The 24,148-nt window shown below is 67.2% G+C and carries 27 protein-coding genes and 1 pseudogene; 13 read left to right on the top strand and 15 right to left on the bottom strand.

What is annotated here, in order from left to right; translation table 11 throughout:
• The first annotated feature begins 4 nt into the window (after window positions 1-4).
• The 7 genes from C1A30_RS26915 (at window position 5) to C1A30_RS26945 (ending at window position 6,448) form a co-directional block, all read left to right on the top strand.
• Window positions 5-961: a respiratory chain complex I subunit 1 family protein gene (locus C1A30_RS26915; protein ID WP_101952908.1), complete on the top strand. Its 957-nt coding sequence runs from the start codon at window positions 5-7 to the stop codon at window positions 959-961.
• Window positions 961-1,623 (top strand): hypothetical protein, encoded by a 663-nt coding sequence (locus C1A30_RS26920; RefSeq protein WP_101951341.1) that lies wholly within the window; start codon window positions 961-963, stop codon window positions 1,621-1,623. Before C1A30_RS26915 ends, C1A30_RS26920 begins: the two co-directional genes overlap by 1 nt.
• The gene (locus tag C1A30_RS26925) at window positions 1,623-3,089 is read left to right on the top strand and encodes a proton-conducting transporter membrane subunit (RefSeq protein ID WP_101951342.1); all 1,467 of its coding nucleotides are present in this window, start codon (window positions 1,623-1,625) and stop codon (window positions 3,087-3,089) included. Before C1A30_RS26920 ends, C1A30_RS26925 begins: the two co-directional genes overlap by 1 nt.
• Entirely contained in the window at window positions 3,086-4,564 is a 1,479-nt protein-coding gene (locus C1A30_RS26930; RefSeq protein ID WP_101951343.1) for an NADH-quinone oxidoreductase subunit C, read from the top strand. The genes C1A30_RS26925 and C1A30_RS26930 overlap by 4 nt, the downstream gene beginning before the upstream one ends.
• A 36-nt stretch (window positions 4,565-4,600) precedes the next feature.
• Window positions 4,601-5,167 carry a TIGR03086 family metal-binding protein gene (locus tag C1A30_RS26935; RefSeq protein ID WP_101951344.1) on the top strand — a complete coding sequence of 189 codons (567 nt, stop codon included), beginning with the start codon at window positions 4,601-4,603 and terminating at the stop codon, window positions 5,165-5,167.
• Window positions 5,168-5,182: 15 nt separating this feature from the next.
• Window positions 5,183-6,187, top strand: coding sequence for a PHP domain-containing protein (locus C1A30_RS26940; protein WP_101951345.1), 1,005 nt, complete (start codon window positions 5,183-5,185; stop codon window positions 6,185-6,187).
• Between the two features lie 63 nt (window positions 6,188-6,250).
• Entirely contained in the window at window positions 6,251-6,448 is a 198-nt protein-coding gene (locus tag C1A30_RS26945; protein ID WP_101951346.1) for a hypothetical protein, read from the top strand.
• Here C1A30_RS26945 and dinB read toward each other — a convergent pair whose 3' ends face one another.
• Window positions 6,449-7,648 (bottom strand): DNA polymerase IV, encoded by a 1,200-nt coding sequence (gene dinB / locus C1A30_RS26950; protein WP_101951347.1) that lies wholly within the window; start codon window positions 7,646-7,648, stop codon window positions 6,449-6,451.
• Window positions 7,649-7,678: 30 nt separating this feature from the next.
• Window positions 7,679-8,320, bottom strand: coding sequence for a TetR/AcrR family transcriptional regulator (locus C1A30_RS26955; RefSeq protein WP_101951348.1), 642 nt, complete (start codon window positions 8,318-8,320; stop codon window positions 7,679-7,681).
• Window positions 8,321-8,397: 77 nt separating this feature from the next.
• Here C1A30_RS26955 and C1A30_RS26960 point away from each other — a divergent pair, with 77 nt between their 5' ends.
• A complete protein-coding gene (locus C1A30_RS26960) occupies window positions 8,398-9,873 on the top strand; it encodes an NAD(P)/FAD-dependent oxidoreductase (RefSeq protein ID WP_101951349.1) in 1,476 nt (491 codons plus the stop codon).
• Between the two features lie 16 nt (window positions 9,874-9,889).
• Here the strand turns inward: C1A30_RS26960 and rraA are convergent, their stop codons facing one another.
• The 9 genes and pseudogenes from rraA to C1A30_RS27005 form a co-directional block, all read right to left on the bottom strand.
• Complete coding sequence (rraA, locus tag C1A30_RS26965; RefSeq protein ID WP_101951350.1) at window positions 9,890-10,369, bottom strand: ribonuclease E activity regulator RraA; 480 nt, start codon at window positions 10,367-10,369, stop codon at window positions 9,890-9,892.
• Window positions 10,366-13,197, bottom strand: coding sequence for an NB-ARC domain-containing protein (locus C1A30_RS26970; RefSeq protein WP_101951351.1), 2,832 nt, complete (start codon window positions 13,195-13,197; stop codon window positions 10,366-10,368). Before C1A30_RS26970 ends, rraA begins: the two co-directional genes overlap by 4 nt.
• A 40-nt stretch (window positions 13,198-13,237) precedes the next feature.
• Window positions 13,238-13,990, bottom strand: a complete 753-nt coding sequence (locus tag C1A30_RS26975; RefSeq protein WP_101951352.1) for a MerR family transcriptional regulator — start codon at window positions 13,988-13,990, stop codon at window positions 13,238-13,240.
• A gap of 43 nt (window positions 13,991-14,033) precedes the next feature.
• Window positions 14,034-14,478: pseudogene (locus tag C1A30_RS36220) on the bottom strand (hypothetical protein).
• A 70-nt stretch (window positions 14,479-14,548) separates the two neighbouring features.
• Window positions 14,549-15,388, bottom strand: a complete 840-nt coding sequence (locus tag C1A30_RS26985) for a copper resistance D family protein (protein WP_235010222.1) — start codon at window positions 15,386-15,388, stop codon at window positions 14,549-14,551.
• On the bottom strand, window positions 15,385-15,891 hold the full coding sequence (locus C1A30_RS26990) for a copper resistance CopC family protein (RefSeq protein ID WP_101951354.1): 507 nt from the start codon (window positions 15,889-15,891) through the stop codon (window positions 15,385-15,387). Before C1A30_RS26990 ends, C1A30_RS26985 begins: the two co-directional genes overlap by 4 nt.
• On the bottom strand, window positions 15,888-16,502 hold the full coding sequence (locus tag C1A30_RS26995) for a YcnI family protein (protein ID WP_101951355.1): 615 nt from the start codon (window positions 16,500-16,502) through the stop codon (window positions 15,888-15,890). Before C1A30_RS26995 ends, C1A30_RS26990 begins: the two co-directional genes overlap by 4 nt.
• 36 nt (window positions 16,503-16,538) lie before the next feature.
• The gene (locus tag C1A30_RS27000) at window positions 16,539-17,075 is read right to left on the bottom strand and encodes a hypothetical protein (RefSeq protein ID WP_369974211.1); all 537 of its coding nucleotides are present in this window, start codon (window positions 17,073-17,075) and stop codon (window positions 16,539-16,541) included.
• A complete protein-coding gene (locus tag C1A30_RS27005; RefSeq protein ID WP_101951357.1) occupies window positions 17,072-17,725 on the bottom strand; it encodes a DUF6474 family protein in 654 nt (217 codons plus the stop codon). The genes C1A30_RS27000 and C1A30_RS27005 overlap by 4 nt, the downstream gene beginning before the upstream one ends.
• Before the next feature lie 187 nt (window positions 17,726-17,912).
• Here C1A30_RS27005 and C1A30_RS36225 point away from each other — a divergent pair, with 187 nt between their 5' ends.
• Genes C1A30_RS36225 through C1A30_RS27020 form a run of 3 tightly spaced genes read left to right on the top strand, consistent with a single transcriptional unit; the run spans window position 17,913 to window position 20,547 of the window.
• Complete coding sequence (locus C1A30_RS36225; RefSeq protein ID WP_235010223.1) at window positions 17,913-18,839, top strand: hypothetical protein; 927 nt, start codon at window positions 17,913-17,915, stop codon at window positions 18,837-18,839.
• A 59-nt stretch (window positions 18,840-18,898) separates the two neighbouring features.
• Entirely contained in the window at window positions 18,899-19,390 is a 492-nt protein-coding gene (locus tag C1A30_RS27015; RefSeq protein ID WP_067796552.1) for an ImmA/IrrE family metallo-endopeptidase, read from the top strand.
• The gene (locus C1A30_RS27020; RefSeq protein ID WP_101951358.1) at window positions 19,387-20,547 is read left to right on the top strand and encodes a hypothetical protein; all 1,161 of its coding nucleotides are present in this window, start codon (window positions 19,387-19,389) and stop codon (window positions 20,545-20,547) included. Before C1A30_RS27015 ends, C1A30_RS27020 begins: the two co-directional genes overlap by 4 nt.
• A gap of 51 nt (window positions 20,548-20,598) precedes the next feature.
• Here C1A30_RS27020 and C1A30_RS27025 read toward each other — a convergent pair whose 3' ends face one another.
• From C1A30_RS27025 to C1A30_RS27035, 3 genes are all read right to left on the bottom strand, one after another.
• The gene (locus tag C1A30_RS27025; RefSeq protein WP_067796606.1) at window positions 20,599-20,997 is read right to left on the bottom strand and encodes a helix-turn-helix transcriptional regulator; all 399 of its coding nucleotides are present in this window, start codon (window positions 20,995-20,997) and stop codon (window positions 20,599-20,601) included.
• A 642-nt stretch (window positions 20,998-21,639) separates the two neighbouring features.
• The gene (locus C1A30_RS27030; RefSeq protein ID WP_101951359.1) at window positions 21,640-22,173 is read right to left on the bottom strand and encodes a peptidase; all 534 of its coding nucleotides are present in this window, start codon (window positions 22,171-22,173) and stop codon (window positions 21,640-21,642) included.
• A gap of 131 nt (window positions 22,174-22,304) precedes the next feature.
• Window positions 22,305-22,610, bottom strand: coding sequence for a S26 family signal peptidase (locus C1A30_RS27035; RefSeq protein WP_101952911.1), 306 nt, complete (start codon window positions 22,608-22,610; stop codon window positions 22,305-22,307).
• Between the two features lie 58 nt (window positions 22,611-22,668).
• Here C1A30_RS27035 and sodN point away from each other — a divergent pair, with 58 nt between their 5' ends.
• Window positions 22,669-23,091 (top strand): superoxide dismutase, Ni, encoded by a 423-nt coding sequence (gene sodN, locus C1A30_RS27040; RefSeq protein ID WP_101951360.1) that lies wholly within the window; start codon window positions 22,669-22,671, stop codon window positions 23,089-23,091.
• A gap of 63 nt (window positions 23,092-23,154) precedes the next feature.
• On the opposite strand, the gene C1A30_RS35865 is transcribed toward sodN, so the two are convergent.
• The gene (locus C1A30_RS35865; RefSeq protein WP_200828441.1) at window positions 23,155-23,313 is read right to left on the bottom strand and encodes a hypothetical protein; all 159 of its coding nucleotides are present in this window, start codon (window positions 23,311-23,313) and stop codon (window positions 23,155-23,157) included.
• A gap of 469 nt (window positions 23,314-23,782) precedes the next feature.
• On the opposite strand from C1A30_RS35865, the gene C1A30_RS27045 reads away from it, so the two are divergent.
• Window positions 23,783-24,124, top strand: a complete 342-nt coding sequence (locus tag C1A30_RS27045) for a rhodanese-like domain-containing protein (protein WP_101951361.1) — start codon at window positions 23,783-23,785, stop codon at window positions 24,122-24,124.
• The last annotated feature ends 24 nt before the right edge of the window (window positions 24,125-24,148 follow it).

Below are 24,148 nucleotides of genomic sequence, written 5' to 3' on the forward strand. Positions count from 1 at the left end.
CCTGATGTCGTACGTCGCGGGCGCGGCCCAGATCGGGACGGTGATGATCGGCGCGCCCCTGGTGGTGGGCCTGATGCGACAGGTTCGGGCGCGGTGGGAGGGCCGCGCGGGCGGCGGCCTGCTACAGCCCTGGCGTGATCTCGTCAAACAGCTTGGTAAACAACGGATCACACCACACGGCACCACCATCGTCTTCACCGGCGCGCCTGTGGTGCTGGCAGGCAGCACGCTGCTGATCGCCGCGATCGCACCGCTGGTCGCCACCGGCTCACCGCTGGACTCGAGCGCCGATCTGTTCGCCGTCGTCGGTCTGCTGTTTCTCGGCACCGTCGCGCTGACGCTCGCGGGGATCGACACCGGCACCTCGTTCGGCGGCATGGGGGCCAGCCGCGAGATCACCATCGCGGCTCTCGTCGAGCCGACGATCCTGCTGGCGGTGTTCGCCTTGTCGATCCCGGCCGGATCGTCGAATCTCGGTGCGCTCGTGGCCAATACGATCGAGCACCCAGGGCAGGTCGCATCGCTGTCCGGTGTGCTCGCGTTCGCCGCGCTGGTCGTCGTGATCATCGCCGAAACCGGCCGGCTGCCCGTCGACAACCCGGCCACCCACCTCGAGCTGACGATGGTGCACGAGGCGATGGTGCTCGAATACGCGGGCCCGCGACTCGCCCTCGTGGAATGGGCGTCGGCAATGCGGCTGGCCGTGCTGCTGGCGCTGCTGGCAAACCTGTTCCTGCCGTGGGGGATCGCAGGCGTGCAACCCACCGCCGCCACCGTGGTCATCGGCGTCGTCGCTGTCGCCGTCAAGGTCGCGGTGCTGGCCGTGCTGCTCGCCAGCGCCGAGGTGTTCATGGCGAAACTGCGGTTGTTCCGGGTGCCCGAACTGCTGGCGGGCTCGTTCCTGCTCGCACTCCTGGCGGTCACCGCCGCCAACTTCTTCACCGGGGTAGGGGGACCGTGATGACCGATGCCGACTTCGCCATCCTGATCGACTTCGCGGCCGGTGGTCTGACCCTGGCGGCGGTCCTGATCGTGTGGCGGCGCGACCTGAAGTCCATCGTGCGGCTACTGGGGTGGCAAGGCCTGGCCCTGTCCGCGATCCCGATCGTGCGCGGTCTGCACGACGGCGACGGTGCCCTGGTCGCGGTCGGGTTCGCGGTGCTGGTGCTTCGCGCGGCGGTGTTGCCGTGGTTGTTGGCCAGGGCGCTGGCCGCCGAACCGCGGGCGCAGCGTGAGGCCACGCCGTTCGTGAACACGGCTGCCTCGCTGTTGATCACCGCGGCCTTGACCGTCGTCGCGTTCGCGATCACACGACCGATCGTGAACCTGGAGCCCTCACCCGTCGTCAACGCGGTCCCCGCAGCGTTCGCGGTGATCCTCATCGCGCTGTTCGTGATGATCACACGACGCCACGCGGTGTCTCAGGCTGCGGGTTTTCTGATGCTGGACAACGGAATTGCCGCGTCCGCCTTCCTACTCACCGCGGGCGTGCCGTTGATCGTGGAACTGGGCGCGTCGCTGGACGTGCTGTTCGCCGTGATCGTGATCGGCGTGCTGACCGGCCGTCTGCGACGCGCCTTCGGCGGTGCCGATCTGGACCAGTTGCAGGAGCTGCGCGACTGATGACAGCACTACTCGTCACGCCTATCGTCGCACCGGTCATCGCGGCGATCGTGAATCTCGTTGTGGGATGGCGCCGCTGGACCGCGGCGATGACGGTGCTGTCCGCCGTCGCGGTATTGGCGTGCGGCGCTGCCCTCGGCCCGCGCGTCGGCGCAGGCACTGTCGCGCTGGGTGGATTGCTGCGCGCTGACGCACTCACGGTGACCATGTTGATCGTCATCGGAGTGGTGGCCACCCTGGCGACCTGGGCCGGTATCGGGTATATCGACTCCGAACTCGAACACGGGCACACCGACGCCGACGGCGCCCGGCTGTACGGCGTGCTGGTTCCGGCGTTCGTCGCCGCGATGGTTCTTGCGGTGTGCGCCAACAACATCGGAGTGATCTGGGTGGCGATCGAGGCGACGACCGTCGTCACCGCGTTCCTGGTCGGCCACCGCCGGACCAGGACCGCGCTCGAGGCGACGTGGAAGTACGTGATCATCTGTTCGGTCGGCATCGCGGTGGCGTTCCTTGGCACCGTGCTGCTGTACTTCGCGGCCCTGCACGCGGGTGCGCCGGATGCGCAGGCGCTGAACCTCGACGTGCTCGTCGCGCACGCCGCGGGCCTCGACCCGGGGGTGGCCCGACTCGCCGGTGGCCTGCTGCTGATCGGCTATGGGGCCAAGGTTGGTCTGTTCCCGTTCCACACCTGGTTGGCCGACGCGCACAGCCAGGCGCCCGCGCCGGTCTCCGCGCTGATGAGCGGGGTGCTGCTGTCGGTGGCGTTCTCGGTGCTGCTGCGCATCAAACCGATCATCGACGCCGCCACCGGCCCCGCGTTCCTGCGCGCAGGCCTGGTTGTGCTCGGGCTGGCGACGCTGCTCGTCGCCGCGCTGATGTTGACGGTGACGGGTGACGTCAAGCGGATGCTCGCCTACTCGTCGATGGAGAACATGGGCCTGATCGCGATCGCGGCCGCCGCGGGCACCCGGTTGGCGATCGCGGCGCTGCTGCTGCACGTGCTCGCCCACGGTGTCGGAAAGACCGTGTTGTTCCTGGCAGGCGGTCAGCTGCAGGCCGCACACGACTCCACCGCGATCGCCGACATCACCGGCGTCGTACGTCGGTCCCGGCTGGTCGGCGGATCGTTCGCGGTCGGGCTGGTCGTCCTGCTCGGGCTGCCTCCGTTCGCGATGTTCGCCAGCGAACTGGCCATCGCGCGGTCGCTGGCCGACGCGCAGCTGGCCTGGGTGCTGGCCGCGGCGATGCTGTTGATCGCGGTCGCCTTCGCTGCGCTGGTGTGCAATTCGGGGCGCATGTTGTTGGGCGGTGCGCCGGCGGAGGCGCCTGCGATCGCGGTGCCCGCGACGGTCGCGGCGGCTTTGGTGGTCGGCATCACCGCTTCGCTGGCGCTCGGGATCACGGCCGGTCCGCTGACCGAGTTGTTCACCGCCGCTGCGGGCCAGATCGGAGTGTCGCGATGACCGCAGATTCCGTGCTGCACCGGATATCGCGAGATGCCTTGCCGGACAGGGCGGAAGACCTGTTGGCGGAGGGTTTTCGGCTGGCACTGGCCGCCGGCCACGACGACGGCGACCGGCTGCGGGTGGTGTACCTGTTCCTGGCCGGCCGTCCGGATCGCCGGGTCGAGCTCGAATACGTTTTGCCCGTTGACGATCCTGCGGTGCCGTCGCTGGCATACATGTCGTTCCCGGCGAGCCGGTTCGAACGCGAGATGGCCGATCTGTACGGCATCCGGCCGGCCGGTCATCCGCGGCCGCGGCGGCTGGTCCGGCATGCGCACTGGCCTGGCGACTGGTATCCCATGCGTGAAGGTGCAGGGCCCCCACCGGAATTCGAGACGACCGGCCGGTTCCCGTTCGTCACCGTGGAGGGGACCGGGGTATACGAGATCCCGGTCGGCCCGGTGCACGCAGGTCTGATCGAGCCGGGCCACTTCCGGTTCTCCGTCGTCGGCGAGACGGTGCTTCGGCTCAAGGCCCGGTTGTGGTTCGTTCACCGGGGAATCGAGAAGGTGTTCCACGGCAGGACCGCGACCGACGCGACGGCGCTGGCGGAGCGCGTGAGTGGAGACACGGCGGTCGGGCATGCGGTCGCGCACAGCCTGGCCGTCGAGGATGCGCTCGGGGCTGCGGTGCCCGAGGCGGTCCACCTGCTGCGGGCGCAGCTCGTCGAGCTCGAGCGGCTGTACAACCTCGCGGCCGATCTCGGCGCGCTCGCCAACGACGTCGGATTCTCCCTGGCGAATTCGCACTGCCTGCGCATCCGGGAGCGGCTGCTGCGGCTCAACGCGGAAGTGACCGGCCATCGGCTGCTGCGCGGCGCGGTCGGCCCCGGCCGGGTGGCGTTGCGGGGCCTTCCCGATCCCGCCGAGCTGCGGTCGATCGGCGCCGATGTGGCCGAGGTCGCCGCGTTGACGCTGGCGAACAGCGTGGTCCACGATCGGTTCGCGGGGACGTCGATCCTGACGCCCGACGATGCGCGGGCGATGGGCTGTCTTGGCTATGTTGCGCGTGCCAGCGGCATCCGCACCGACGCCCGCGTTGATCATCCGACGGTCGCACTGCCCGTCACGGAGTCGGGCGCCGACGACGGTGACGTGCTGGCCCGCTACACCGTGCGGCGCGACGAGTTCGCGACGTCGGTGCAGCTGCTCTGCGATCTGATCGAAACACACACCGGCCCAATCGAATACGAGACCACGTTGCCTGCCAACCGCGGGCGCAGCAGCGGTGTGGGCATCGTCGAGGGCTGGCGCGGCACCATCGTGCACCGAGTGGAGATCGGCGGTGACGGCCGCATCACGCGTGCCAAGATCGTCGACCCGTCCTGGTTCAACTGGCCGGCGTTACCCGTCGCGATGGAGGACACGATCGTCCCGGACTTCCCGCTGACGAACAAGAGCTTCAATCTGTCGTACGCAGGTAACGATCTCTGACGATGAGTTCTGTCGGCGACGCAGGTCTGTATCGACATGATCGACTTGACTCCGGCGTGCCAACGCACCGCCGACCTCTTGACCAACATCACTGACCAGCAGCTGGCCGGCAACACGCCGTGCGAGAAGCTCACGCTCCAGAATCTCGTGGGACATATCGGCGGGCTCGCGCTCGCCTTCACGGCGGCCGCGCGCAAGGACTTCGGCCCGCTGACGGACACGCCACCCGTCGAGGGCGCGCCGCTGGACGACGACTGGCGTACCGCCTATCCCCAGCGACTTGCGGAGCTGGCGCGGGCATGGCGGGAACCGACGGCCTGGGAGGGCATGTCACGTGCCGGCGGTGTCGACTTTCCCGGCGAGGTGGGAGGCATGATCGCGCTGACCGAGGTGGTCGTCCACGGCTGGGACGTCGCGGCGGCAACCGGACAGGACTATGACGTCGACCCGGCGACGTTGGCCGCGGTGCTGCCGCACGTGACGGCGATCGCCGCCGAAGGGCCAACCGAGGGACTCTTCGGGCCCGCCGTGCCGATCGCCGACGATGCGCCTGCCCTGGATCGGGTCATTGCGCTGAGCGGACGCGACCCAAGGCGGCGCTAGCGGCACACTGGTGAAATGGACCCGGTACTCGCATTGCGCCAGATCGCGTACTACAAGGACCGGGCGCGCGAAGACCCTCGCCGTGTGATGGCCTACCGCAAGGCCGCCGACATCGTCGAGGGCCTCTCGGATGCCGAGCGGGAGCGGCACGGCGCCGCCAACAGCTGGCAGTCGTTGCCGGGCATCGGGCCGAAGACCGCGAAGGTCATCGCCCAGGCCTGGGCGGGCGGCGAACCCGACGCGCTCGTCGAATTACGAGCGACGGCAGCAGATCTCGGTGGCGGGGACATCCGTGCGGCGCTCAAGGGTGACCTACACGTGCATTCCAACTGGTCGGACGGATCGGCGCCGATCGACGAGATGATGCTGGCCGCAAGACAATTGGGCCACGAGTACTGCGCGCTGACGGACCACTCGCCGCGGCTGCGGGTCGCCAACGGCCTGTCACCGGACCGGCTGCGCAAGCAACTGGACGTCATCGAGGAATTACGCGAGGCCGTCGCCCCGATGCGGATTCTGACCGGCATCGAGGTGGACATCCTGGAGGACGGGTCGCTGGATCAGGAACCCGAGCTGCTCGAGCGGCTCGACGTGGTGGTGGCAAGCGTGCATTCCAAGCTGTCGATGGATGCGCCGTCGATGACACGACGAATGATAAAGGCGGTCACCAATCCTCATACCGATGTGCTCGGGCACTGCACCGGTCGACTCGTCACCGGCGGCCGCGGGATGCGGCCAGAATCGAAGTTCGACGCCGAGAAAGTCTTCACCGCGTGTCGTGATCACGGGACGGCCGTGGAGATCAATTCGCGTCCGGAGCGGCGGGATCCACCCACGCGCCTGCTGAAGCTGGCGCTGGACATCGGCTGCCTGTTCTCTATCGACACCGACTCGCATGCGCCGGGGCAGTTGGAGTTTCTCGGCTACGGTGCGCAGCGCGCGGTGGACAACGATGTCCCTGTCGAACGGATCGTCAACACGTGGTCGGCCGACAAGCTGCTGGAGTGGGCGAGTTCCTAGGCTGTGGTGAATCGCGGCGAACGGGGTACCCGCCTTTGCATCACTTGGGATGAAGGAGGCGATGTGAACCCCGAGCAACTGGCGCTGCGTGCGGCGGAGGTCGCGACCGCGGGCGCCAAGGCGGCGGGCCGAATCGTGCGGCGCGTTCGTGAGGTCGTCCAGCAGGCCGCCGATCGTGTCGGACTGCCGCTACCCGGCCAAGAGGACTCTGGCAGCAGTGCGTCTGCGCCTGCGAAGAAGCGGCCAGGTAAAGCGGACTGATCAATCGGGTAGGTGCGGCATCTCCAATCCGGGGTCACGCCCGAGCAGGACGCCGCGCGTCAACGCAGCGTTTCCGTAACGCTGCCGCACCTTGTCGACCGCCTCATCGATAGCGACGGTGTCGGCGACTTCCTCGAAAGGCAACTCCAACTGCTGGGCGCCCTGCCGGTCGATGTTCGAGACGGCGAAGCCGACCAGCGTCAGACCGCGCTCGGCGATCAGCGGCGCCGCCGCTGCCACCAGACCGCGCGCCGTCTCGAGGACAACCTCCGTCGACGCGGTGGCCCTTGGCATCGTGTGCGATCGGGTGGCGCGGCCGAAATCATCAAACCGCAACCGCAGCACCACAGTTCGGCCGGTACGCCCCGCGTTGCGCATTCTCCGGGTGATCCGATCGATCAGATTGACGACGACCGCGTCGATCTCCGCTGGCGTCATGGTGTTACCCGCTCGGCCCAGTGCCCGCTGAGCCCCGACCGACCTGCGCCGCACACCGGTGACGACGCGACGCCGATCGATGTTGCGGGACAACGCGAACAGCTGCCTGCCCATCGCACCGCCGACCATCGACCCGAGCGTCGACTCGCTCAGTTCGGCCACATCGGCGACGGTCTCGATGCCGTGCGTCCGCAACTTCTCCGCCGTCTTGACGCCGACGCCCCAGAGGCGGCGCACCGGAAGCGGATGCAGGAACACGAGTTCACGGTCGGGCGGCACCAGCAGCAGACCGTCGGGCTTGGCTTCTTGGCTGGCGACTTTGGCCAGGAACTTGGTGCGCGCGATGCCGACCGTGATCGGCAACCCGACCTGGTCGCGCACCTGCGCGCGCAGTCGGGCGCCGATCTCGACCGGTGTGCCCGACACGCGCCACAGCCCGGACACGTCGAGGAACGCCTCGTCCACCGACAGCGGTTCGACCACGGGCGAGGTGTCGCGGAACACCTCGAACACCGCGTCGCTGGCCTCCGAATAGGCCTTCATCCGCGGCGGCACCACGATCGCGTGCGGGCACAGCGCGCGAGCGTGACGACCACCCATCGCGGTGCGCACCCCGTACGCCTTGGCCTCGTAGCTGGCGGCGAGCACCACGCCGCCGCCGACGATCACTGGTTTACCGCGCAGCGCCGGGTCGTCCCGTTGCTCGACCGATGCGTAGAACGAGTCGAGATCGGCGTGCAGGATGGTGGCCGAACCGGGCACGAACGTATGTTCGCATCTGCTGCCGACAGATCAGGGCGTGCGGCCGTAGATGCTGGTGATCCAGATGTGTGCCAGGGTGTCGAGCGCCGCATCCTCGGCGATGGCCGGTGTCTGGCCCGTATACGAGGCGAACATCGTGCGCTCGTTCATCAGGTTCAACGCCGCCGCGAGGTCTTGCGCGGGCACCGTCTCCGGTGCTGCGCCACGGGCGCGTTCCGCGGTGATGACGGTGGCGGTGCGGTCCACCCAGTTCTGCATGAACCGCGACCACATCTCCCGGATCTCGGCATTTGTCGACGTCGCCGCGACACCCGCGAGCACGACGGGTAGGTGAGCGCGAAGCGGCTCGAAAAAGCCGAAGATGCCGGATCGCCAGGCCGTCGTGGGGTCGACGCTGTAATCGGTGACGTCGCCACCGAATGCGGCGTCGGCTTCGGCGAGCACCCGCTCGAACACCGTCAGCAGCACGGCGTCCTTGGAGGAGAAGTAGAAGTAGAACGTCGGACGGGAGATCCCGGCGCCTTTCGCCAGGTCATCGACCGAGATGTCGGAGAAGGCGCGATCCTCCAACAGCCGTTCCAGCGTTGACAGAATCGCCAGCTCACGATCGTCGCCGGAGGGCCGGGTGGCCCGGCGGGCACGCCCGGTGCGGGGCTGGCTGGCGGTCGTCACAACACTTCACTCTACGCCATGTCGAATTTTTCAACACACTGTTGACTGACTCGACACGGTGTTGATAGCTTTACATCATGACCGAATTTGTCGACGTCGTCATCGTCGGAGCCGGTATCTCCGGCATCAGCGCCGCCTGGCACCTGCAGGACCGCTGCCCCGATAAGAGCTACGTGATCCTGGAGCGTCGCGAGAACCTCGGCGGCACCTGGGACCTGTTCAAGTACCCGGGCATCCGCTCGGACTCCGACATGTTCACCCTGGGCTTCCGCTTCAAGCCGTGGACGTCGGAGAAGGCGATCGCCGACGGCCCGTCGATCATGGCGTACCTCAAGGAGACGGTCGCCGAGTACGGCATCGACAAGCACATCCGCTACGGCCACAAGGTCGCAGGCGCCAACTGGTCCGACGCCGAGAACCGCTGGACCCTGCGCGTCGAACGCGACGGCGAGCAAGTCGAGATCAAGGCGTCGTTCCTGTTCGCCTGCAGCGGCTATTACAACTACGACCAGGGCTATTCGCCGGAGTTCGCCGGTGCCGAGGACTTCGCCGGCACGATCATCCATCCGCAGCACTGGCCGGAAGAGTTGGACTACACCGGTAAGAAGATCGTGGTGATCGGCAGCGGTGCGACCGCGGTGACTCTGATTCCTGCGCTTGCCAATTCGGGTGCGGGGCACGTCACGATGCTGCAGCGGTCGCCGACGTACATCGGTGCGCTGCCCGACGTCGACCCGTTCACGGTGCGGATGAACAAGACGCTGCCCGCGAAGGCCGCATACGTGGTGAATCGGTGGAAGAGCATTCTGTTCCAGTCGGCCCAGTACCGGATCGCCAGGCGGTTCCCGAAGTTCTTCCGCAAGCAGTTGATGACGATGGCGGCCAGGCGGCTGCCGGAAGGCTACGACGTCGACAAGCACTTCGGTCCGCGCTACAACCCGTGGGATGAGCGACTGTGCCTGGCGCCCAACGGGGATCTGTTCAAGACGATCCGGTCCGGCAAGGCCGACGTCGTCACCGACAAGATCGAGCGGTTCACCAAGACCGGCATCACGCTGGCCTCCGGCGAGGAGCTGCAGGCTGACATCATCGTCACCGCAACTGGTTTGAATCTGCAGCTGTTCGGCGGCGCCGCGATTTCACGCAACGGCGTGCCGGTCGAGTTGAACGACACCATGGCGTACAAGGGCATGATGCTGACCGGCATGCCGAACATGGCGTTCACCATCGGCTACACCAACGCGTCGTGGACGCTGAAGGCCGACCTGGTGTCGGAGTTCGTCTGCCGCGTGCTGAACTACATGGACGCCAACGGCTTCGACACCGTCGAGCCGCAGCATCCGGGCAACTCGGTCGACGAGCGTCCGCTGATGGACTTCACCCCGGGCTATGTGTTGCGTGCACTCGACTACCTGCCGAAGGCGGGTCACGTCGCGCCGTGGCGGCTCAAGCAGAACTATCTGCTGGACCTGCGCCTGATCCGGCGCGGCAAGGTCGACGACGAGGCGCTGGCGTTCACGAAACACCGCGCAGTCGAGGCAGTCTCGGCCTAAGGCCTTCGACGCTCGGCTACGGGGTGACCACGACGATGCCGTCGTCGTCGCTGTAGGCGATGTCGCCTGGGGCGAACAGCACGCCGCCGAACTCGACCTTGACGTCGCGTTGGCCTTCGCCGGCCTTGGCGCTCTTGCGTGGATTGGTGCCCAGCGCCTTGATGCCGATGTCGAGCGTGCGCAAGGTGGCGGCATCACGCACGGCGCCGTTGATGATCACCCCGGCCCAGCCGTTGTCGACGCCGAGTCCGGCGATCAGGTCACCGACGAGCGCGCTGTGCAGTGACCCGTCGCCGTCGATGACCAGCACCCCGCCGTTGCCCGGCTCGGACAGCACCGACTTCAGCAGCGCGTTGTCCTGAAAGCACCGCACGGTGGTGATCGGCCCGGCGAACTGTGAGCGGCCGCCGTACTGGTTGAACTGGAGGTCGCAGCTGCGCACGTCGGGGCCGATCTCGTCGACGAGGTCAGCGGTGGCGCGTGGTTCGATGGTCACCGCACGATGCTAGCGATCGGCCCTGTCAGCAGTTTCTGGTCGATGTTGGCGAGGGCGTAGGACACCGCCTCGTTCATCGTCATCCCCGCGCCCTCGGCGCGCAGCTGCCGTAACCGATCGCCACCGATCGCCTCGGAGGCGAGGTCGGCGGCTTCGCGCAGCGCCGAGAAAATGAAATGGGCGTTCGGTCCGGTCTGCCGCTGTTCTCGTCGCTGCTTGCCCGCCTTCGCGGAGGCCATTCGCTGGAACGTCGCGTATGCCGCGCCCTGCAGCACCGCGGCAACCTCGGGGTGTTCATCGACGAGCGCACGAGCGCACAACGCGAGGCATGGCGCGGTTTGCAGTAGGGCGGGACTCCAGCGCCACAGGGTCATGGCCCGCCCGCTCAATGCGAGGGCCAGACGCCAATCGCGAAGTCGCCCGGCGACCAGGCATGCGGTGACGAACCCCGTCGACACCTCTTCGCCAGGCGCGCCGCCGGTCTCGATGCTTTCGCGCAGCAGTTCTCTGGCACGGTCGGCGTCGTCGTCGACGAGAGTGAGAGCTAATGCGTTGAGCCCCATCATGATTGCCCCCGGCATCCCGGATCGCCGCGCCAACGACACCGACCTTTCGGCGTGTGTCGCCGCTTCGTCGTGGCCGACACCCCAAAGCACCGCGCTGCTGACGCCGTATGCCAGGTAAACGGCGGCCAGGCCGGGATAGCCGTCGGCGCCGGCGAGTTCCGCTGCCCGGATGTAGAGCGCGAGTGCATCGGCATAGGCGCCGGCAGACAACCGGGCCATGGCTTGCACGGCGCACACGTCGGCCTCGATTCTCGGCCCGTGATTGTCGGCGGGGCAGTTTCGCCCGCCCTCCAACGCCCGGCGGCAGAGGTCTTCCACGTCGTCCCAGTCGCCTCCGGCGTGGGCGTCGTAGGCTGCGGCCACGAGGACGCGCGGATACCCGGGTTGTTCGGCGGCGCCAGGCATCTTGAGTACGCGTGACGCCGGGATGAGGATCAGCTCGCCGATGGGGCTGACCGTATTGGTCCGGTTGGGCAGATTCGTCACGAGCGGGACAGCGAGGGCGGTGTTTCGCGTGTCGATGGCATTGGCCAGTGCCGCCCGGAGGTTGTCGCGTTCGAGTTTCATTTGTCTGGCGGAGACCAGTTGGTCGGGCCCGTAGAAGTGTTGTGCGACCCGGGCCGAGAGGTCCGCATAGAACTGCGCATGCCGCTCAACAAGGTGAGCGGTCTCGCCCCATTCAGACAGCCGCTCCTCGCTGTACTGGCGAATGGTTTCCAGCAGTCGGAAACGCGTGCCTGCGAAGCTGTCCTCGGCAACGACGAGGGAACGGGCCACCAAACTGGTGACCACATCCATCACTTCGTCGCGCTTGACCGGATCACCGGCGCAGACCTCTTCGACGGCTTCCAAGCTGCAGCCGCCGGTGAACACGGCCATGCGGGCAAGCAGGCGCTGTTCGGACGGGCTCAACAGTTCGTACGACCAGTCGATGGCCGCTCGTAGGGTGGCGTGCCGTTCGACTGCTCCGCGCCGCCCGCCCGCCAGTACTTGGAATCGGTGGTCGAGGCGCCGAAGAAGTTCCGGCGGGCTCAAAACCATGACTCGCGCGGCGGCCAACTCGATGGCCAGCGGCACACCGTCGAGGCGTTGGCAGATCTCTACCACAGCGCGGTCGTTGGTCGGGCTGAGCCTGAAATCGGCCTTGACGTGCCGGGCTCGTTCGACGAACAACTTGACGGCATCGGTGTGGACGAGTCGTTCGATATCGCCGCCCGGTTCACCGGATTCCAGCGGGGGCAGCGCGATCATCTGTTCGCCTTCGACGGCCATACCCTCCCGGCTGGTCGCCAGCACCACCACGCCTGTGCAGAAGCGTTCGATTCGGCCGACCAGCCGCGCGACGGGCGAGAGTACGTGTTCACAATTGTCGAACACCAGCAGAAGCTGCTTCTGCGACAACGCTTCGATCAAGGAATCCTCGAGGCTTTGGGTACTGCGATTGGTCATGTGCAGTGCCGCTGCGACCGCTTCCACCACGGCTGCCGGGTCGCGTACGGTGGCCAACTCGACCAGCCAGGCACCGTCGGGAAATTGCGGAAGTAGCTCGGCGGCAACCTGAATGGCCAGCCGTGTTTTTCCGACCCCACCCACTCCGGTGATCGTCACCAGACGCGATGCGTTGAGCGCGGATATGACTCGAGATGTTTCCGCTTGCCGGCCGATGAACGAACTGATCTGGGCGGGCAAATTGCCCGGGAATGAATCCAGAGTGCGAAGCGGTGGAAACTCCTCATGATGATGCGCGGACGCGAGTTGGTAAACCCGCAGCGGACGGCCGAGATCGCGAAGTCGGTGCATACCGAGGTCGATCAGTGTCAGGCCCTCAGGAAGGTCTGCGAGCACGAGCGCCTCGGTGGCGCCGGAGATAAGGATCTGTCCACCGTGCGCCGCCGCCATCAGGCGGGCGCAGCGATTTATCGGAAGGCTGGTATAGCCGCTGTCATCGACGATCACCGCTTCTGCCGTGTGCAGCCCGATGCGCGCCCTCAGCGGTTCCGCTGTACGCCAATCCTCCTCTGCCAGAGCCTGTTTGACTGCCAATGCCGCTGACACTGCGTCGCTTGCCGTCGAGAACGCGGCCGCCATCCCGTCACCCATCCGGGAGAAGACGTGACCGCGATGCGCTGCGATCGTCTTCTCCAGGATCTCGTCGTGGCGCACCATCGCGGCCCGCATCGCCTGCGGGTCGTGTTCCCACATCCGGGTGGACCCCTCGAGGTCGGTGAGCAGAAAGGTCACCGTGCCCGACGGTAGCGGCACCGCATCACCCCCCAACCCGATGAGCTCGGGTCACTGGAGGTCAAGCGTATATGGCGACCACGATGTCATGGACGAACTGCGCCAACCCGGGCTCGACGTCGTCGTAGTACCGGGTGAAGCGTTCGTCGGCGAGATACATCTCGGCCAGGCAGCGGTGCATCTCGGCATCACAGTCGTAATACCGCTGGATCGACGCGCGGTGACGGGCGGCAAGGTCGTTGGCTTGCGCCGACCCCGGTTGCACGCCTGCGCGTTTGGCCTGCGCCAGGGCATCGAGCAGCGCGTCGACTTCGGCCTTGACCGCGATCCAGTCGTTCTTGCTGAACTGCGAAACCCGTTGCTGCGACTGCTTCCACGCGGCTGTCTCGCCCCAGCGTTCCTCCGCCTCGCGGGCATACTCGTCGCCGAACGCCGTCGTGCCGAAGATCTCGATCTGCTCTGCGGCAGTCAGCTGAATGCCTTGGCGGTGTGCGTCCATCAGTTCCTCCACTGCCTTGATCGTGTGCTGTAGCCGGTCGGCCTGTTCCAGCAGCAGCGCGTGCTGCCGTCGCAGGTGCTCGACCAGATCCGCATCCGGATCGTCGAGCAGGACGCGGATCTCGTCGAGCGGCATCCCGACGGACCGGTACACCAACACCATGTGCAGTCGTTCGACGTCGGCGTCGGTGTAGCCACGGTAGCCCGCCGCGGTGCGCACGCTCGGCACCGCCAGACCGATGCGGTCGTAGTGGTGCAGCGTGCGCACGGATACGCCCGTGAGGGCGGCTACCGCACCGACGGATTTGGCGTCCATATCGCCACTATCGACCCTGACGTCGCGTGAGGGTCAAATCCCCTCAGTCGGCTGAATGCCTGCGCGCGAGGAGCACCACCAGGATTGCCAGAACCCCTGCGGCGATCGCGGCGGCAATCGGCAACCGCGACGGTTCGGGTCCGATCAGTGGTGCGGGGGCAGGTCCGCTGACGGGGTTGCTTGCCGTCGAGACGGCCGACTTTGCCTGTGCTGCAGCCTCTTTGGCGGCCGAAGCGAGATCGCCGTTGGTGTCGGCCAGTTTCGCGGGCGCCTTCTTGGCGGGGGCTTTCTTCGCCGCAGCCTTCTTGGCGGGCGCCTTCTTGGCAGCAGTCTTCTTCGCGGCCTTGGCCGGCGCCTTCTTCGCAGCTTTCTTCGCGGCCTTGGCCGGTGTCTTCTTGGCCGCCGGGGGTGCGGGCGGTTCAGGGGGATTCCGCCGCCGGTGCTGCGGCGTCGGGCCTGTCGTCGCGGTGATCCTGCTGGTCTGCCATCTGGCTGCTCCTTTGCGCCTGTCTCCTCTAGCCGGCAGTGGCTCCCATCATGCCAGGGCCGGGTACGGCGTTAACCGGTCACTGCCAGCGCGGCCGCCAGCGTCAGCGCGACCGCCATGATCGCCACCTCGAACAACGCCCGCGACCGTGACACCACCGCGGTGGCCCGGTGCGCACGCGCGGCGGGCACCCACATCGTGCGATTGCGGTACGCCAACAGCACCAGAGCCACCGTCAGCACGATCTTCGCGGTCAGCAGCCTGCCGTACCCCGTCGTGACCAGCTGGCTCGGCGAGCCCAGCGTGATCACCGCCCCGACCACGCCGCCTGCCAGCAGCGCCGCTACACAACCCAGCGACAGCTGGGAGAACCGCGGCAGCACCCTGGCCCACTGGCCGCGGTGCCTGACCGTGAGCACCAACGCGGCCAGCGTGCCGCACCAGAGCGCCGCCGCGAGCGTGTGCACGGCGACCGCCAACCCGCCCACCGGGCTCTCCGACAGATGGCCGGTCAGCGGGCGGGCGGCCACCCCGGCCGCCGCCACACCAGCGACCGCGACGTTCGTCGCCGCAGTCCGCGGCGCCACCGCGACCAGCCCCACCAGACCCGCCGCGACCACACTGAACAGCGCGGAGCGCCCCGGCGCGGTGTGCAACGCGAAGTCGAGCACCGTGTGCACGCCCAGCCGGGGCAGCCCGAGCGCCGCCGCCTCGGCGGTCTCCACGACGAGGCGCAGCAGTTCCGCGACGAACCAGACCGCCGCCACGATCGTCAACGGACCGGTGGCGCGCCGCATCAACTCGTCGCGGTAGCGGGGCACGTCGAGCATCGGCACGACGGCAAGACCGAACGCGACGACGGCCGACAGGTCGGCCGCCGCGCGCACCACCGCCGACAACAGCGGCGTCACCGCTGTCGCCGCACCGCCCATATCGCAGCGCCCGCGACGATCAGTCCGGCGGCGACGAAGAACGGCCAGACCGGAATGCCGTCGTCATGCGGCTGCGTCGCCGACGCCGACGGACCGGGTGTGCCGGTCCCCGCGACAGTCAGCGTGAACGACCACGATCCGGACACCACATGACCGTCGGCAGACGTCACCCGGTAATTGACCGTGTACGTGCCGGCCGGGCCGAGCGGCCGCACCCCGACGCTGACGACCGCGCCGTCGATATGCGGTTCACCCGTCGACCAGAGGTTGCCGTCCGGGCCGACGACCGTCATCGCGGCGAACTGTGTCTGCAGTGCCTCCTTGAACATCGCGCTGACCTTGTGCGGCGCCTGGGTCAACTCGGTGTTCTCGACGGGGTCGGTCGCCACGCGGGTCGCATGAGCCGATGCGACACCGGCGCCTGCCACCGCCGCCGTGGTCAGCGAGATGGCCAACAGCAGTGTCGCGATGAGGCGATTCATGCTCGACGTCGTATCAGTAAGGCTGACGCGACCGCAACGGCGGCGACCGCCAGCGCACCGCCGGCCAGCCAGCGCGCCGTGTCGTCGGCCGCGGGCGTCGAGGCCGACGCGCTTGTCAGCGCGATCTCGGGCGCCGGGTGTTCGGGCTCCTCCCCGCCGGGCGGGGTGGGTTGGTCCCACTTCACCACCGTGCCGTCCGAATACGTCTGCGTGGCGGGCAGGCTGATGGATGGCGTGTCCGGCAGCTTCACCGAGATCCGGAACAGCGCGAACTGGTCCGGTGGAATCCCGGCCCCCGGCGCCGCGGTCCAGGTGATCGAGCTGACCGTTCCGGCGGCCGCGTCGCGGTCCAGCTTGGCGGTCCAGCCCGGCATGACTTCGGTGCTCGCCGAGGCGACATTGGGTAATGCAACGCTCAATTGCGTTGTCAAAGCGCCCTTTTCGGATTCGTTGGGCACCCTGAAGGTGACCACCGAATAGGAGCCGGGTGCCGGATTGTCCGCGTCGGCGTGGACATGGGCCGACGCGGGAGCGGCGCCGGCCAGCAGGCTGACGGGAATCACCGCAGCGGTGATGAGGGCGCGCGAGGACGCCCGGGTACTGATTCGCATTCGATTGTGGCTTTCGTGTGTCGAAGGGGTGTCGGTTCAGCGGCTGTGGCTGACCGGCGGACCCCGATGCGACATCGAAGCAGCGAGCAGAAGAACCCAACGCGGCGGCTGGTCGGCGTCGTCGACCGCCACCACGGGTGCGACGGTGACGGGCCCGGCGACGCTGCGCACCGCGGCACGCACGGCGTGAGACAGCGCGCGGCACAGTCGGTCGCTGGCAGCGATCAGCAGCGCGCCGCTTGCGACGGCGACCGCGTGAGCCGCCAGCATCACGGCGGCAGGCGGAGCCGTCGCAGCCGCGTGGCTGTGCCCGACGGCGCCAAGGACGACGTGTCCGCAGAGTTGGCCCGCGGCGAGCAGGCCCAGTAGCACCCTGACATCGGCGGCGCGGGCCATCGTGGCGCCCAGCGCGCCGACGGTCGCGGCCAGCACCGCGAGCAGGCCGACGACCGCGCCTGTCGGGGCCGCGCCGCTGCCCACCGCATGCGCGGCGACGGCCAGCGCGGCGGTCAGCAATCCCGCGGCCGTACCGCGAAGGCGCGCAGCGGGATTGGCGGTCGACACGTCGGTCAGACGAGGCCCAACCGGGCCATCAGGTCGGCGTCGATGCCGTCGAGTTGCTTGGCGATCGCGTCGTGCGCAGCGCGACGGCGTGACACCGGCATGTTCTCCGCGGCCGTGACGGCGGCCGACAGGTCACGCAGCCGGTCGGTGATGGCGGTGACGAACTGCTTGGTCTCGGCGTCCTTGGGCTTCTTCTCGGCGACCAGGCGCAACGACTGCTCGGCGCCCGCGATCCGGGCCGACAACTCGGCGCCGTGCCCGGAGAACTGGCCCAGCTGGGCGAGCGGGACGCCGAGCCGAGCGGCCTTGCGTTCGTCGAGGTAGCCGCGCGCGGCGATGGAGGCCCGGTAGAACAGCGGCACCGCGATCGGCGCGAGCAGCCGGGTGACTGTGAGCATCCGCCGAATGCGGGTGGGGGAGAACAACTTACCTTCGCGGGCAGCCTTGAGCTGAGCCTCGGCAACCTTCAGCGCGGCCTTGTCGCTGTCACGTTGGGCCCGCAGTTGCGCCTTCAATGCCCTGGTTTCGGCCGCCTGCTGCGACTTGATGCGACGCGCTTCGTTCTTGGCGGCCAGCTTGGCCTCGAGCTTGGCCTTGGCCTTGATGGCGCGGGCCTCGGCGCGGCGGGTGGCACGGGTTTTGCGCTTGAACAGGCTCATCCCGTCGGCCTCCCAGTGATCTCGTCCGCAATTGGAGATCCAACACTATCGTCCGGACCATCGGGCGTTTCGGTGTGTCCCGTCGGCGGGTACTTGGAAATCCACAGCGAGCCGTTTGCCATGGCTGTGCAAGAATTAACGGATCTCGTGAATAGGCGCTGTTGACGCCGCGAAGGGTGGTGACGACGTGGGTTCGCGTGTGCACGGCGCCGCGTCGGCCTGCATAGTGACCGTCGGCCTCTTCTTCTGCGGATTGGGCGGCGCGCTGGCTCTCGCCGATCCGTCGGCCCCACCGCAGCCTGGTTCGCACACCGATGACCCGCCGGGCAAGGATGCGCCGGGCGAGCACGAAAGCGGCGGGACGAAGGAGAACCCCACTCCCGATAAGGGCCCGAGCACCGCGACCGCGACAGGAAGTAACAACAGCGCGAGCCCAAGCAACCACAATTGCGGCAACAAGAAGCCCAAAGGCAAGGCCCGTGGTTGCGGTACGAGTAATTCGTCGGCGCCGCCTTCGACGGCAACTGACTCATCGACCGTCGAGACGCAGACCGAGACCGATACCACTACCCGAAGTACGTCCACCACGACTTCGTCGGTCGGGCTGCCTGCACCGGGCGGGGGCGGCGGCGCCGTTCCGCAGGCCCCGGGAGGCGGCGGGGCATTGCCGCCGGAGATGCAACTGCCGCCGGCCGCGTCGGAACCGCCTGCCATCAGCAGCGTCCCAGACGTCGGTGCCGCACCCGTCGAGTTGCCGATCCCACCGATCACCCTGCCGGTCATCATCGCGCCGCCCGCAGGCCTCGGCGCAGGCGGCGCACCCGCGGGCCCGGCGTTGCCGGCAGCACCGCGCGCCGTATCGGCGGAACCGCCCGCAGGCCGGGAACCGCTGCCAGCCAACGCTGGTAGCAACGCCGCAGTGCCTCCCGCGACATACCGGATCGGCTACGCGGACTATTTGCGGAACGCCGGATTGTCCCAGGTCGCGGCCTTGGCAGTGCCCGGCGTAGCGGGCATGCTAGTACTCACCGGCGCCGGGGGATTGGTTGGCTATCGCCAGGCGAAGGCGGGCCGGGCGGTGCACACCAGTGCCACCGCGCGGTTTGTGAACTGATGGAACTGCCCGTCCAAACCGGGGCGGACAGCGCATAGTGGACGTCGAAAGGGGGTTGTATGCCTGCCAGTCGCCGCGTCACCCGCGCCGTCAGCGCGGTGCTCGATCTTGCCCCACGCCGCGGGGAAGTCTCTTTGCCTCGCCTCGTCGATGCCGTGAGCGAGGATCGTAACCGGCCGATAGAACTCAAAATGGCCGACCTGCCACCAGGAGTGTGCGGGCAGTGGCGCCAATACGCCGACCGCGACGTCTTCCTGATCCAGAAGGGCCTACCCGCGTGGGACCGCACCCTGGCCCACGAACTCGGCCATCTGGTGCTGGGTCACGAGGGCATCCCCGTGGTCCAGGCGGCCAGGGAGAACACCGAGATGGCCAGCTCCGATCTGATCGGTTACATGCTCAACCAGCGGACCGGATGCATGGGTCCCGCCGGTGAGGACGCCGAACAGGAAGCCGAGGACTTCGCGGCCCTGCTGATCTACCGGCTTGGTCGACTACCGTCGGATCGCTCGTCGATTGTTCAGGTCCGACTCGGAGAGGCGTTTGGTTGATCATTTGGGTGATCGCCGGTCTGCTCGGATTGGCGACCGGCCTCCGTATCGGCTGGGCCCTGGTCAACAAGCAGTCGCTGGTGAGCACCGCGATGATTCTCGCGCTCGGCAGCCTCGGGCTGGTGGCTGCGCTGAACTGGCAGCCGTTGACGTTGATGCTCGACACCCTGCTGCACTGGAACAACATCGCGATGGGGTTGTCGCAGGTGGCGCTGATCGGCTGCGCGGCGGGCAGTTGCGTGATGATCACCACCGTCGCGTCGAACAAGTCGCCGGCGACCATCAAGAAAATCGCCATCGCGCAGTACAGCGTTGCCGGCGTCATCGCCGTCGTGAGCCTGGTGACCTTCTTCTCCAGCGGCCAGCAACCGGAGATGGCGCCGGAGGCCTACCTCAAGCAAAACCTGGGTTCCAGCGACGGCAGGTTGCCCTGGCTGCTCCCGCTGCTTTACGTGTTCCTCGCGCTGACGCTGGTGTCGTGGGCGGGCATGCGGCATTCGAACCGCAGCAGGCGCGGCCGCGCCCTGTTCGTGTTCACCTTCGGCATCGTGCTGATCGTGCTGGCCTCGGCATTCTTCCTGTTGCGGATGGCCGGTAGCACGGAACTAATTGGCGTCGGGGCGGCAGCGACGCTGCTGGGCTGCGCCATGCTGGTCGTCGCCGCCGGCTCGCTGTTGCCGAGCATCGAGGACTGGTTCGGTGCGCGCTACGAGCTGCGCACGATCCAGCCGCTGCTCACCGAACTGGGTAGGCGACATCCCGATGTCGGCATCGGGGTCCGGCCGCGCGGACCGCTGGTGTTCCGAGTGGCCGAGCGGATGTCGCTGATTTCAGATGCGCTGTTCCTGGAAGCCACCGCTGCCGACGCCGCGCGCAAGCGGCGCGTGGGCGCCCGGTCGACGCCCGACCTCGAAGACGCCGAAGAGATCACCGAGTTGTCGGAGCTCGAATCGCCGCCGGTGCCGCCGCAGGAGCAGGCGCACACCATCGCGCAGTGGATCTATGACGGCAGAGAGGACGCGCCGGAGAACGCCAGCGCTAACTTCCCTGGACTTGGCTGGCTACGCCAGCCGACGACATATTCGGACCGCGAGTGGATCCTCGAGATCGCACAGCAATATCGCCAGCTGGCTCTCGCCAAGACGGGGACGGTCTAGCAGACCGAATTTCCCAGATTCGCCGGGCGCCGCGATGCGGCGGACGGCGGGCTAATCGTCCAGGTGCTCCCGGCGACGCAGCTCATCGACCTTCTGGACAATGTCCTGCTGCGCCTCTGCGGACAGGCCGACTGTGCGCGCCGCAATGCGGCGAACGCCCTCGTCGCGCATATTCGCGAGCCAGCTCAATTCCTTGTCGAGCTTCTCGTAGTACTCATCGTCGGTGAAGTACGCCGGCTTGATACGGAAGAAGTTGGCAAGGGCGGCCATGGTGGCTGCCGATGGGTTGGTGCGGTTGCCTGAGCGGAGCTGCGACAGGTACGGAGCCGACATCGTGACGCCTTCGGCCTTCAGGGCGGCGATGACTTCAGCGGACGTGTGCGGACCGCGACCCGGCGGGTAAACCGTGTCGAACAGCCGGTTTAGCCGAGCGGCGAACGTGTTGCTCATCGATTTGACCTCCACATGCTTGACGAGCGGGTTTGTAGGGCGGCGTATTTGCTGATCATCGTAGCGAGAGTTGTGCCCACAACCAAGTGCAAACCGCTGAAAAGTTAACCCGCCTTTTCGTTTCGTGTGGCCGCTACAGGTCTTAACGGCTTGTCGGTGTGAGCCGGCACCGTCATCCTACGGTGCGACGAAGCAAATAATAATGGGTCGCTACCAATGACTTTCCTGGAAGTTGTATACAGGACGTCACACGAATGCTGATGTTCACCACGGGCAACTCCCCTGCCACGAACGAGAGTGGAAACCAGTGTTTGCTAGTTGCACACGCAACAGGCTCCAAAAGGTGTGACCTTTGGCACTTCGGGCCACGTAAGACGCGATAGCGAGCGGATCCACCGAAGCAGGTCAGCCGTTCGGCCGACAGTAGCCAGCCGGCGGTCAGTGCGGATGCTACGACGATTCGCGCGGTGGCAGTCCGCGCGAATGCCTGCGGCGGTTGCGGACGAGCGCCGTGTGGCCGATGCGGCAGCGGTGACGGCAATAGCTGTCGTGACCCCGACGGCGACCCACTGAAGTCCGAGGGCGGCGTCGAGGAGCAACCATGCGATCGCGGCCGAGGTCGAATCGAATCGGTCGAATCCCTTAAGCCGCAAGCAGCATCGCCAGGATGGCGGTGTCGGGGTGGCTGATCGGGTCGACCCCGACGCGGCTCACCATCGACGTCACCGTTCCGTCAGCCTCCGCCTCCACCCAGGCGGCGCGATGCTCGAGGCCGAGATAAGGGATGCCGGGCAGCAGCACGCAGCCCGACGCGGCGCCGGTGCACTCCGGCAGTGACGGCATGGTTTCCGACGGCGGATGAAGCATCAGCAGCGCCGGTGGCTGATGGTCGGCGAAATGCCCAGGGGGAACCGCCGCTTCGCCGACGACCGGGCCTTCCGCCACCACCAGCCCGACGGTGCCGGGCTCGGGCTCGTCGGGCAGTTCCTCTCGGGCACCGAAAATCGTTGTGGTGGACAGCAATCCGGGTAGGGAGGCGACCCGGACCGCGACCATCAGTAGCTGTGCCCACTCCTTGGTCGAGTCGGGCCAGCGGCCGGAAATTACGAAGCCCTTGAGTGATCCATGTGAATGAAACGGGGCAATCTCGATTGCCCGACCAGACCCCATGTCCATCTCGCCTCCGCGCCATCGGTGTTCGGATCATCCGCGACACGCCTGTGGATCGATTTCACCAGGATGCGACTTGTCAAACCTGCCCGCAAGCGGACACGGGTGGCAGCGGCAAACTTTGGGCGGCACGTCGATTAGCCGGACCGGGCTTTCACGGTCCACAGCACTCGGTAGGAATCGGCCGCCGACACCCAGCCGAACTCGTGGGAGTCGACGGAACCCGGGGCGCCGGGGTTGTCCGAGCGTGCCTCGAAGATCGCGTCGCGGCCCGACCCGTGCACATCACCGACACGTTTGACGAGCCAGCGCGTCGAGCGGCGCGGGTCGCGGAACACCCGGATCTGGCCTCGTTGCGGGGTGCCGCCGCGAATCACGATCAGCCCGTCACCCGCGGTGAGCGCCGGCCGCATCGACTGGTCGACGACCCTGAACGTTCGCAACGGTGATCTCACTGGCCACCGGTAGTTTCCCGCCACTCCCGAAGGGTAGGTTAAAGCCATGCTGCATCGACTTTTCGCGAACGCCACTGAAGCCCATGCCCACTGCGACCTGTACTGCGGTGTCTATGACCCCGCGCAGGCCAAGATCGAAGCGCTGTCGTGCCTGAAGACGATTCAGAAGTACCACGATTCTGACGACGACCACTTCAAGGCTCGCTGCATCATCATCAAGGAGCGGCAGGCCGAGGAGGTCAAGCATCACCTGATGGTGCTGTGGGCCGACTTCTTCGCCAAGGATCACTTCGAGCAGTTCCCCAACCTGCACCAGTTGTTCTGGGACGGTGTGCACGGCGCGGGTGACGTCAAGAAGTCGCTCGACGTCGCCGTCGCCGAGAAGCTGCTGAAGACCATCGACGAGATCGCCGACATCTTCTGGCAGACCGACAAGGGCAAGCAGATGGGTGTCTACCCGCCTGCCTGACAGACCTCATTCGTCAACACAGAAGCCGCCGGTCACCAAGCCGGCGGCTTTTTTCTGTCGAGATCAGTACAGGACGATCAGGGCGAGGATGCCCAGCAGTACGAGCGCGATGACACCGGCGCGCAGGCACGCCATCATCTGCGCGCGGGTGTAGACATTGGCGGAGGTATGCCACTCAGAGGGCGGTACAGCGGACCCCGGACCCATCGGATGTGACGCCATCAACCCCTCCTGACCTGCACGTTCTTGGTCCTCCCCCAGTGAGATCTGTCACAGACCTCTCCTGTGACGCCGATCATAACCCCTGTTGTTCCCGCTGCGAAATCCGGTGCTCCAGCAAACGCCGCCACGCCCACCTGGCCATCAGCGAAGGCCCTGCCGCGCGTCGGCCGACAGACGGACAGCGGCGACCGCCGCGGCGGCCTCGCCGCCGGAAAGTTAGTGGGCCAACCCATTTCGCTCGGGGGCCATCGCCCTGTTGATCGGCTGGGAGAACCCACGCAAGGTTATCCACAGTAATCTTCAGCAAGTACACAGATTCGGCGGCTCAAACGGTGTTTCGGCCGCTGAAGGCCTGTGGATGAACCTGTGGAAATTGTGGATAGTGCGGCATTGCTGACACCAAATCGACGCGTCAGTCACTGGCGGGTGTGGTAGTGCGCCGGCGGTCCTCGTGTCAGCATGTAACGCCATGGACGAGGTCGAGGTCGCGCAAGCACAGATCGCCGATGTTCCCCCGACGTTCGACGGGTCGGTGATCCTGCTCGACGTGCGTGAGGACGACGAATGGCAGCGCGGCCACGCGCCGGGCGCCCAGCACATTCCGATGGGACAGGTGCCGTCGCGCCTCGACGAGATCGACGGCGACGCGACGCTGTACGTGGTGTGTCACGCGGGCGGCCGGTCGCAGCGGGTCGCGCAGTACCTCGCGCGTAACGGCTACGCCCCGGTGAACGTCGCGGGCGGCATGCTGGCGTGGGCGGGTGCGGGCCGCCCTGTGATCACCGACGACGGCGGCACGGGCGTCATCTGACCGGCCGCCGCTAGGCTGGTCGCG

Origin of the sequence: Mycobacterium sp. 3519A (genome assembly GCF_900240945.1) — a bacterium.
Lineage (GTDB): Bacteria > Actinomycetota > Actinomycetes > Mycobacteriales > Mycobacteriaceae > Mycobacterium.

Bases quoted from the DNA above. Each gene is read 5' to 3' on its own strand.
- C1A30_RS26915 (WP_101952908.1), top strand. From the start codon at position 5: ATGTCGTACGTCGCGGGCGCGGCCCAGATCGGGACGGTGATGATCGGC.
- C1A30_RS26925 (WP_101951342.1), top strand. From the start codon at position 1,623: ATGACAGCACTACTCGTCACGCCTATCGTCGCACCGGTCATCGCGGCG.
- C1A30_RS26935 (WP_101951344.1), top strand. From the start codon at position 4,601: ATGATCGACTTGACTCCGGCGTGCCAACGCACCGCCGACCTCTTGACC.
- C1A30_RS26990 (WP_101951354.1), bottom strand. From the start codon at position 15,891: ATGAATCGCCTCATCGCGACACTGCTGTTGGCCATCTCGCTGACCACG.
- C1A30_RS27045 (WP_101951361.1), top strand. From the start codon at position 23,783: ATGGACGAGGTCGAGGTCGCGCAAGCACAGATCGCCGATGTTCCCCCG.
- C1A30_RS27025 (WP_067796606.1), bottom strand. From the start codon at position 20,997: ATGAGCAACACGTTCGCCGCTCGGCTAAACCGGCTGTTCGACACGGTT.
- C1A30_RS26940 (WP_101951345.1), top strand. From the start codon at position 5,183: ATGGACCCGGTACTCGCATTGCGCCAGATCGCGTACTACAAGGACCGG.
- sodN (WP_101951360.1), top strand. From the start codon at position 22,669: ATGCTGCATCGACTTTTCGCGAACGCCACTGAAGCCCATGCCCACTGC.
- C1A30_RS27030 (WP_101951359.1), bottom strand. From the start codon at position 22,173: ATGGACATGGGGTCTGGTCGGGCAATCGAGATTGCCCCGTTTCATTCA.
- C1A30_RS35865 (WP_200828441.1), bottom strand. From the start codon at position 23,313: ATGGCGTCACATCCGATGGGTCCGGGGTCCGCTGTACCGCCCTCTGAG.
- C1A30_RS26960 (WP_101951349.1), top strand. From the start codon at position 8,398: ATGACCGAATTTGTCGACGTCGTCATCGTCGGAGCCGGTATCTCCGGC.
- C1A30_RS27015 (WP_067796552.1), top strand. From the start codon at position 18,899: ATGCCTGCCAGTCGCCGCGTCACCCGCGCCGTCAGCGCGGTGCTCGAT.
- C1A30_RS26930 (WP_101951343.1), top strand. From the start codon at position 3,086: ATGACCGCAGATTCCGTGCTGCACCGGATATCGCGAGATGCCTTGCCG.
- C1A30_RS26975 (WP_101951352.1), bottom strand. From the start codon at position 13,990: ATGGACGCCAAATCCGTCGGTGCGGTAGCCGCCCTCACGGGCGTATCC.
- C1A30_RS26995 (WP_101951355.1), bottom strand. From the start codon at position 16,502: ATGCGAATCAGTACCCGGGCGTCCTCGCGCGCCCTCATCACCGCTGCG.
- C1A30_RS26920 (WP_101951341.1), top strand. From the start codon at position 961: ATGACCGATGCCGACTTCGCCATCCTGATCGACTTCGCGGCCGGTGGT.
- C1A30_RS27005 (WP_101951357.1), bottom strand. From the start codon at position 17,725: ATGAGCCTGTTCAAGCGCAAAACCCGTGCCACCCGCCGCGCCGAGGCC.